The organism is Bradyrhizobium sp. S69 (genome assembly GCF_009766005.1).
In the GTDB taxonomy this organism is placed as follows: Bacteria; Pseudomonadota; Alphaproteobacteria; order Rhizobiales; family Xanthobacteraceae; genus Bradyrhizobium.
Map to the genome: position 1 here is coordinate 1 of NZ_LMUK01000036.1, position 7,272 is coordinate 7,272.

General features: G+C 63.0%; 7 protein-coding genes and 1 pseudogene. 2 read left to right on the plus strand and 6 right to left on the minus strand.

Annotation, left to right across the window (positions count from 1 at the left end; genetic code table 11):
* Positions 1-160: 160 nt before the first annotated feature.
* Positions 161-447: pseudogene (locus GSQ88_RS14200) on the minus strand (GIY-YIG nuclease family protein).
* A gap of 181 nt (positions 448-628) precedes the next feature.
* Here GSQ88_RS14200 and GSQ88_RS14205 point away from each other — a divergent pair.
* Complete coding sequence (locus tag GSQ88_RS14205) at positions 629-1,060, plus strand: hypothetical protein (protein WP_159008383.1); 432 nt, start codon at positions 629-631, stop codon at positions 1,058-1,060.
* 106 nt (positions 1,061-1,166) lie between these two features.
* Here the strand turns inward: GSQ88_RS14205 and GSQ88_RS14210 are convergent, their stop codons facing one another.
* Entirely contained in the window at positions 1,167-1,925 is a 759-nt protein-coding gene (locus GSQ88_RS14210; RefSeq protein WP_159008384.1) for a DUF2865 domain-containing protein, read from the minus strand.
* 313 nt (positions 1,926-2,238) lie between these two features.
* Positions 2,239-2,802 (minus strand): orotate phosphoribosyltransferase, encoded by a 564-nt coding sequence (gene pyrE, locus GSQ88_RS14215; protein ID WP_159008385.1) that lies wholly within the window; start codon positions 2,800-2,802, stop codon positions 2,239-2,241.
* A 177-nt stretch (positions 2,803-2,979) separates the two neighbouring features.
* On the opposite strand from pyrE, the gene GSQ88_RS14220 reads away from it, so the two are divergent.
* Positions 2,980-3,606 (plus strand): glutathione S-transferase family protein, encoded by a 627-nt coding sequence (locus GSQ88_RS14220; RefSeq protein ID WP_159008386.1) that lies wholly within the window; start codon positions 2,980-2,982, stop codon positions 3,604-3,606.
* Positions 3,607-3,762: 156 nt separating this feature from the next.
* Here the strand turns inward: GSQ88_RS14220 and GSQ88_RS14225 are convergent, their stop codons facing one another.
* From GSQ88_RS14225 to polA, 3 genes are all read right to left on the minus strand, one after another.
* Positions 3,763-4,398 (minus strand): LysE family translocator, encoded by a 636-nt coding sequence (locus GSQ88_RS14225; protein WP_159008387.1) that lies wholly within the window; start codon positions 4,396-4,398, stop codon positions 3,763-3,765.
* 173 nt (positions 4,399-4,571) lie between these two features.
* Positions 4,572-5,111, minus strand: a complete 540-nt coding sequence (locus GSQ88_RS14230) for an NADPH-dependent FMN reductase (RefSeq protein ID WP_159008388.1) — start codon at positions 5,109-5,111, stop codon at positions 4,572-4,574.
* Positions 5,112-5,137: 26 nt separating this feature from the next.
* Positions 5,138-7,272: DNA polymerase I (gene polA, locus GSQ88_RS14235; protein ID WP_246735308.1), on the minus strand; the 2,135-nt coding region annotated here is incomplete at its 5' end.

Consider the following 7,272-nt stretch of genomic DNA (forward strand, 5'->3'; position numbering starts at 1 on the left):
CGTAGGGGGCCGTCCACACCATCACGCCGTGTCCTATCGTTTAGGTGATGGAGCGGAGACCTTCCATAACATTGACGCCAGGGACTATGGGTCCCGGCCCCTTACGCGCAATCGCGCGCTAGGCCGGGACGACGATGGAGCAATTTTGCCGCGACGATATTCAAAGCAGGTGCGACAGGTCGCTCCAATCCGGGTTGCTCTCTTCAATCAACCGGATTTTCCAACCGCGCTGCCAGTTCTTCAGTTGCTTCTCGCGCGCAATGGCTTCCTGCGGTGAAGCGAATTCTTCGACATGGACCAACCGGTGAACGCCGTATTTTTTCACGAACTCCGAACCACGGCCGTTGCGACCAGCCTGGTCGAGACATCCCTGGTGATGCCGATATAAAGCGTGCCGTGTCTGCGGCTCGCGAGGATGTACACGCAATAACTGCCCGCTGTGCCCATGGTTTGGCTAGGTCCTGCAAGAACTTTGACCCTGATGGTTATGGGTCCCGGCTTTCGCCGGGACGACGATAAGTCGTATCGGAACAAATTAAGAACACTTTAGCAAGTCTTTGATATATCATTGTGATTCGGTGTCATGCCGATACAACATCTAGGGTCTGTCGCCAGCTTCGAGGACTACATGTCCACTATCGCCTTCGATCAATTCGCTCTCACCCGCATTGCTGATTTCGCGCGCTCGCTGTCGCGGCTGCATCTGACGGCGCGCCGCCGGCTGGTCGATGACGACCAGATCGACCGCGAATTCAACGCCGTCTGCATGTCGGTGTGGGGCTACACCACCGACGATTTCAGCGACGATCTGTTTTCCACAGCCGACCATGGCTGGCTCGACACGCTCGACGAAGCACAGGCGCGCATCTTCGCCGCCGAGCAGGGCTACGATCTCATCGACGACAACGGCATGCTGACCGACTGGTGGGGCTATTGCTGGATGATCCTCGCCGAGAAGCGCGGCCTGCTGACGCCGGAAAACCGCGCCTTGGCGCGCGCGGCGATCGAGGAGAAATATCTGCTGGCGCCGAACGTGATCGGCGTCATCGTCGGGCGGTGAGTTCGTCATTGCGAGCGGAGCGAAGCAATCCAAGGCCACGAGCAAGAACTGGATTGCTTCGTCGCTGGCGCTCCTCGCAATGAAGATTGGCTGTCTTTGCTACGCCCTAATTCGCGTCGGCGCGCTTGCCTTTGGCCAACGCGGATTTCGGCACGGAGACGGCGGCCGGAGCTTCGGGGATCGTGGAGCCCGGCACCTCGTCGGCGATCATTTCGGCGCTGACCGGCGCCACCTTCATCTCGCCAAGCCGCGCGCGGACGTCGGCGGTGAGGCCCGGAAACGAGGCGACCGGCGTGAATTCCGCGGTCTGGCCAACGCCGAGCCGTACCCCGGAATACGCCACCAATCCGTCGGTGGTGGCGATCACGTCTCCGGAACGCAGCGAGGTGTCGAGCGTCAGATCGACCGGGGCGAGGCCTGCGGCATCGCGGCCATTGCAGGTGCAATCGGCGCGCAGCGCCTTGCGGTAGGCAAACGCATTTTCGCTGTCGGCGTAGCGCTCACCGCTGCTGGACGACGCGCCGTCGATGTTGCTGCCGTAGAACACCTTGGTCGGGCTTGCCGGACAAAACGCCTGGCACAGCTGCGCCGGCGAGGCATTGCTGCGCGCCAGCGGGAAATAGCGCCCGTCGCAGCTTCGCACGCAAAAGGCAGGTCCGGAGCCGCCATTGGAGGCGACCGCGCGCGGCTGCGGCGCGGGCTGCTGATTGTTGCCGAACGGATCGGCGAAGAAACTGGCCTGCGGCGGCGCCTGGCGCTGCTGCTGTTGTTTCTGCGGGCCGCCGAACAGGAAATCGAACAGGCCCTCGGCGGACGCCGGCCGCGGCGCAAGCGCAGCCGTGAGCGCAAGTGCGGCAACAAGCATCCCACAGCGCCGCACGCGCCGATCCTTCAACTCTGTACGCAACGCGAACTCCACCCAACGCCACAAAACTCAAGGAGCTGCGCCAACAAGCTCAGCCCTGATTCACCTTAATTCGGGTTGGTAAACGAGCTATGAGCAAGCGCTCGGGCGGTGAAAAGATTTGCCATCCGTCGTCATGCCCGGCCTTGTGCCGGGCATCCACGTCTTGCTTCGGCAGGTTTCGTAAAGAAAGACGTGGATGGCCGGGTCAAGCCCGGCCATGACGGGGTAGGTCGAATCTAAAACGTGGGCGACCGCGGAAATTCTGTCGAACTCAATCCTGCAAAAACTCGGCGGCCTTGTAGAGCGACCGGAACGTCAGGCCGGCTTCCGAAAAGGTTTCGGTGGCGCCTTCCTCGCGGTCCACCATGGTGAGCACCAAGGCGACGATGCCGCCGGCCTCACGCACGGCTTCCACGGCTTTCAGCGCCGAGCCGCCTGTGGTGGTGACGTCCTCGACGATCACGATGCGCTTGCCTTCGAGCGTCTCGCCCTTGGTGAGGCCCTCGATCGCGAGCCGGGCGCCGTGCTCCTTCGGCTTCTTGCGCACAAAGAACGCCGCGATCGGATGGCCCTTGAGCCAGGACAATTGCGCGATCGCGCCGGCCAGCGGCACCGCGCCCATCTCAAGCCCGCCGATATAGTCGAGGCCGTCGTCCTTCAGCGCCTCATAGGTCAGTTCCGCCAGCAGCGTCGCGCCTTCGGGATCACACATGGTCGGCTTGAGATTGAAGTAGAAGTCGCTCTTGCGGCCCGAGGCCAGCGTGATCTCGCCGCGTCCGAACGAGCGTTTGCGGATGATCTCGGCGAGGCGGGCGCGGGAGGCTGATTTGGACAAAATGAGGTTCTCTGGCTGAAGGCAGCCGCAATCTATCGGTCCCGTCAGGCACATTCCAGCGCCGATACGGCGCCGTCAACAGCGTGGGCGCGGGGCGGCCCCGTCGGAAATCGCGGTTGTAGGGACGTCGGGTTCCGGGCTACGGCAGGGCAAAGCTATCAAAACGGGGAAACCGCGATGACGATCGAACTCCACACCTGGAACACGCCGAACGGCCGCAAGATCAGCGTCGCGCTGGAGGAGATGGGGCTTGCCTACAAAGTCGTCCCCATCAACATCTCCAAGGGCGAGCAGATGGCGCCCGCTTTCCTCGCCATCAGCCCCAACAACAAGATCCCCGCCATCGTCGATCCCGATGGACCCGGCGGCGAGCGAACCAGCGTGTTCGAATCCGGCGCGATCCTGCTGTATCTCGGCGAGAAGACTGGGAAATTCCTTCCCCAACCGCTGGCCGAGCGCATCCCGGTCTATGAGTGGCTAATGTGGCAGATGGGCGGTTTCGGGCCGATGCCGGGCCAGGTGCACCACTTCATTGCGCTGGAGAACGAGCAGGACCGCGCCTACGGCTTGCAGCGCTTCATGGCGGAGACCCGCAGGCTCTACGGCGTGCTCGATCGCCGCCTCGCCAACCATGAGTTCGTCGCCGGCGCGCTGTCGGTCGCTGATTTCGCGATACTCGGCTGGGCCTGGCGGCATCCGCGCCACAAGGTGGAGCTGTCGGATTTCCCCCATGTCGAGCGCTGGTACACCGCGCTGATGGCGCGCCCCGCCGTCAAGCGCGGCATGGAAGCCAAGCTGGATTGAGTTTTCTTTCTGCTCCCTCGCCCCGCTCTTGCGGGGAGAGGGTTGGGGTGAGGGGCTCTTGCAGCAAGGTCCGACTCGCGGATACGCCCCCTCACCCGAAATTCGCGTTGCGAATTTCGACCTCTCCCCGCAAGCGGGGCGAGGTGAAAAAGCGTCTCACGCCCGCTTGGCTTCGAACGCGATTTTCACGGCAAGTCCGGCGAGCACGGTGCCCATCAGATAACGCTGCACCAACAGCCAGCTCGGCCGCGTGCCGAGGAACAAGGCGATCGAACCGGCGGTCAGCGCGATGATGCCGTTGACGCTGACGCTGATCACGGTCTGGATCGATCCCAGCACCAGCGATTGCGCCAGCACGCTGCCCTGCGCGGGGTCGATGAATTGCGGCAGCAGCGCCAGATACAGCATCGCGATTTTCGGGTTCAACAGATTGGTGACAAAACCCATCGCAAACAGTTTTCCCGGCCCGTCGACTTTCAGCTCGCGCACCTGAAACGGCGAGCGGCCGTTGGGTTTCACCGCCTGCCAGGCCAGCCACAACAGATAGGCCGCGCCGCCCAAGCGCAGCGCGTCATAGGCATAGGGCACGGCGAACAACAGCGCGGTGATGCCGAACGCCGCGCACAGCATGTAAAACACAAAGCCGAGCGCGACCCCGCCAAGCGACACGATGCCGGCCGCCGGCCCCTGCGTGATCGAGCGCGAGATCAGATAGATCATGTTCGGCCCCGGCGTCAGCACCATGCCGAACGATACGAGGGCAAAACCGAGCAGGGCGGAAACATGGGGCATGACGGAACTCGCGGGAGGAATATACGCATTTTAGCGCGCATGGTGTCCCGATGTCATTTCGTAAATTGCACCGAGGACATTTCTACTAGATGCGCTGATCAATGCGCCTCGGTCGGCGATGCCATTTCGTAAATTAACTCTGTCTTGGTCAAATATTTCGGAGCTGACCGCGATCATCTGGCTTGATGCAGGGCCTCTATCTCGGCAGCAAAGCGCGAGATCGCTTGGCGCAGCGGTTCGGCGAGATCGGCGTTGGCGACGATACTTTCTTCATCGTTTACGGTGCCGAGCAAAGGCAATGTGAGGAAGGCATCCGGGACCAGGCGCGCCGACATGGTTTCCAAGGTCAGCGTCAGTGCGGCCAGCGCATGGGTTGCCCGGGGTGAGGTGTTGATCAGCGCGACCGGTTTGTTTGGAAATTCAAAGCTGCCGACCAGCCAGTCGAGCGCATTCTTCATCACGCCGGCGACGCCGCGGGCATATTCCGGGCTCGAGATCAGAAGCCCGTCGGCGCTGCCAATCACATCACGCATCGCGCCAACCGAAGCCGGGAGCCGCTCGCCTTCATCATCCGGGTTGAAGAACGGCAAATCCGCGATGCCGTCGAACAGCTCGATACTGACGCCCGCGGGCGCCAGCCGCGTCGCGGCGCGCAGCACGGCGGTGTTACCGGAGCCGGCGCGAAGGCTGCCGGAAATGGCGATGATCTTCATGTGAAAGCCGCGCTCGCATCGAGAGGCTAGTGCGCCTCGTCCCAATTATTCGCCGCGCGGGCGTCGACCTGCAGCGGCAGCGACAGCAGCACGGCGGGGAACGGTGCATCCTGCATCACGTGCTGGACCACCGGCAGCGTCGCCGCCACTTCGTCGTCGGGCACCTCGAAGATCAGTTCGTCGTGCACCTGGAGCAGCATCTGCGCCGAAAGCTTGTGGTCGCTGAGCGCCTCTTCCATCTTGGTCATGGCGCGTCGGATGATATCGGCGGCGGTGCCTTGCAGCCGCGCATTGATCGCGGCGCGTTCGTTGAACGAGCGCACCGAGGCGTTACTGGCCTTGATGTCGGGGTAATGGCATTTGCGGCCGAACAAGGTCTCGACATAGCCATGAGCGCGGCAGAAATCCCGCGTCGCATCCATGTAGGCGCGGATGCCGGGAAATCTTTCAAAGTATTTCTTGATGTAGGCCGAGGCTTCCTCGCGGCCGATGCCGAGCTGATTGGCCAGGCCAAACGCCGAGATGCCGTAGATGATGCCGAAATTGATCGCTTTGGCGCGGCGGCGCACTTCGGCCGGCATGTCCTTGATCGGCACGCCGAACATTTCCGACGCCGTCATGGCGTGGATGTCGAGGCCATCGCGAAAGGCCTGCTTCAGCACCGGGATGTCGGCGATCTCGGCGAGCAGCCGCAGTTCGATCTGCGAATAATCCGCCGATACCAGCTTGTGGCCGTCAGACGCAATAAAGGCGCGGCGGATTTTGCGGCCGTCCTCGGTGCGCACCGGAATGTTTTGCAAATTCGGCTCGTTCGACGACAACCGACCGGTGGTGGTCGCCGCCAGCGCGTAGGTGGTGTGAACGCGATGGGTCTGCGGATGCACATAGGTCGGCAGCGCATCGGTGTAGGTCGATTTCAGTTTCGAGACCTGCCGCCATTCCAGGATCTTCTTCGGAAATTCGTGGCCCTGCTCGGCGAGGTCGTCGAGGATCTGGGCTGACGTGGACCACGCCCCTGTCTTGGTCTTGCTGCCGCCGGTGATGCCCATCTTGCCGAAGATGATGTCGCCGATCTGCTTGGGGCTGCCGACATTGACCGGCTCGCCGGCGATCTGCTGAATCTCGGCTTCGACCCGCGCGGCGGTCTGGGCGAATTCGCCCGACAGCCGCGACAGCACCTGGCGATCGATCGAGATGCCGCGCCGCTCCATCCGCGCCAGCACCGGGATCAGCGGCCGTTCCAGCGTCTCATAGACCGCCGTCATGCGCTCGGAGATCAGCCGGGGTTTCAGCACCCGCCACAGCCGCAAGATCACGTCGGCATCCTCGGCCGAATAGGCCGTCGCCCGATCGATCGCGACCTGATCGAAGGTCAGCTTGTTCTTGCCGCTGCCGGTCAACTCGCCATGGGTCAGCATGGCGTGGCCGAGCCACAGATCGGACAGCGTCTCGAGCCCATGGGCGTTACGGCCGGCGTCGAGCGCATACGACATCAACTGCACGTCGTCATGGTTGCGGATGGTGATGCCGTGCTGCGCGAACATCACCGCGTTGAACTTGACGTTGAAGCCGATCTTCAGAATGCCGGCCGATTCCAGAATCGGACGCAGGGCTGCGATCGCATCCGCCGCCTTGATCTGGTCCGGCGCCAATCCTGCGTCGAACAGCCCGGCGCCGCCGCCGGATTGCTTGTGGGCGAGCGGGATATAGCCGGCATCGTTGGGCGAAAGCGCCAGCGCAATGCCGCAGATCTCGGCCTGCATCGGATCAATCGTATCGGCCTTGGCGTCGAAGGCGACGTGGCCTGCCTCATGCACACGGGCAATCCAGGTCTTGAGTTCATCGGCGGTGCGGATGGTCCGGTATTTGTTGCGGTCGACCGGCAGCTTTCGCGCGGCCTCGGCGCGGGCAGCCGCAAGCGAGATCGGCGTGCCCTTGAGGCTGGCGGCCTTGTCCTGCTTGTCGGCGCCGCTCTTTGCCGTGGACGGCGCGGCGCGGCTCGCAAAGAGATCGCCCGAAGCGTCGTTCGGTCCGGCCTTCGCAGCAACTGGCGAAGAACCGCCAGTGCCGCCACTCTTGTTGCCCGCGTCGGCCTCCACGTCGGACGGATCGATCTGCGAATAGTCGGCGACGCGGCGGGGGAGGGTGGAAAACTCCATCG